Genomic DNA, 959 nt, shown 5'->3' with positions numbered 1-959 from the left:
AGTTTGAAAAATGTCATTGCTTAATTTGACTTGTACTATGTAAGCAGCTAGCCGTCCCTTATCATTTTTTATAATTTGTACATTTACATCTCGACTTTGTACACCATAGTCATTAAGTAAATCGACACCTGTTTCTTCAATGAATTCAGTATTTGCAAGAATAAGGGGGGTACCTAAACGGGAATCAGGTGTTCCCCCGGGTAAAACTAATTCACCGGGTGTTTGTTCTTCACCAAATGGTTGAGGGTTTTTATACTTTTTTTCACCACCATCTTTTTTGTGGAAAAAGTATCCTTCATGATTTCTTATCCCCATAAGAAATTTAGTAGGTGTCTCTGGTCCATCGTTACAATATACTAGCATATAATAGGTTGCCATATAAAATCAATCCCTTCTTTTTCGTATAATACAAGGAGTATAATACAGATTTATAACAAGAACAATGTATTTGGACACAGTCAGTAATGAACCAGACATAATCGGGACATAAGTAGGAATTAAGGAATTACATTAAGGGATATAAAAATGATTAATAAGTCTAGCCACTAAACTTTGGTTAGTTCAGGAAGAACCGAAAAAGATTGATTTTACAAAGGAGTAATTAGAGATGCAAAATGAATTAGAATCAGTTATAGAGAAAGTACAAAAATTACTTAGACTAGCAGAGAGTCAGAACGAGTATGAAGCTCAATCAGCAATTACAAAAGCTAGATCATTGATGGGTAAGCATAAATTATCCATGAGCGATATACAAGAAAAAGAAGATAAAGTTGTTCAAGGTGAAACCGAGAAGATGCGATCTCCATGGAAAAGGACTCTTGCTCATGTAATAGCTAAACATTTTAGATGTAAAACATATCTAAGGCATGGGGGTAATAGCTATAGAGTAATTTTTCTAGGATTAGAGGAAGATGTTGAACTAACATCCTTAGTATATAGACAAGTAGTTAATATTATTA

2 protein-coding genes are annotated in these 959 nt (G+C 33.4%); one reads left to right on the top strand and one right to left on the bottom strand.

Annotated elements, in window-relative coordinates:
* On the bottom strand, window positions 1-378 hold a 378-nt coding region (locus tag ACX6CF_RS26180), incomplete at its 3' end, for a hypothetical protein (RefSeq protein WP_458788328.1).
* 229 nt (window positions 379-607) lie between these two features.
* Between ACX6CF_RS26180 and ACX6CF_RS26175 the strand changes: the two genes are divergently transcribed.
* A partial coding sequence (locus tag ACX6CF_RS26175) for a DUF2786 domain-containing protein (protein WP_458788327.1) occupies window positions 608-959 on the top strand: 352 nt, incomplete at its 3' end.

It is taken from the genome of Vallitalea sediminicola (genome assembly GCF_054408565.1).
Note: the sequence above shows the minus strand (reverse complement) of the source record. Positions and strands in the feature narration are given on the sequence as shown.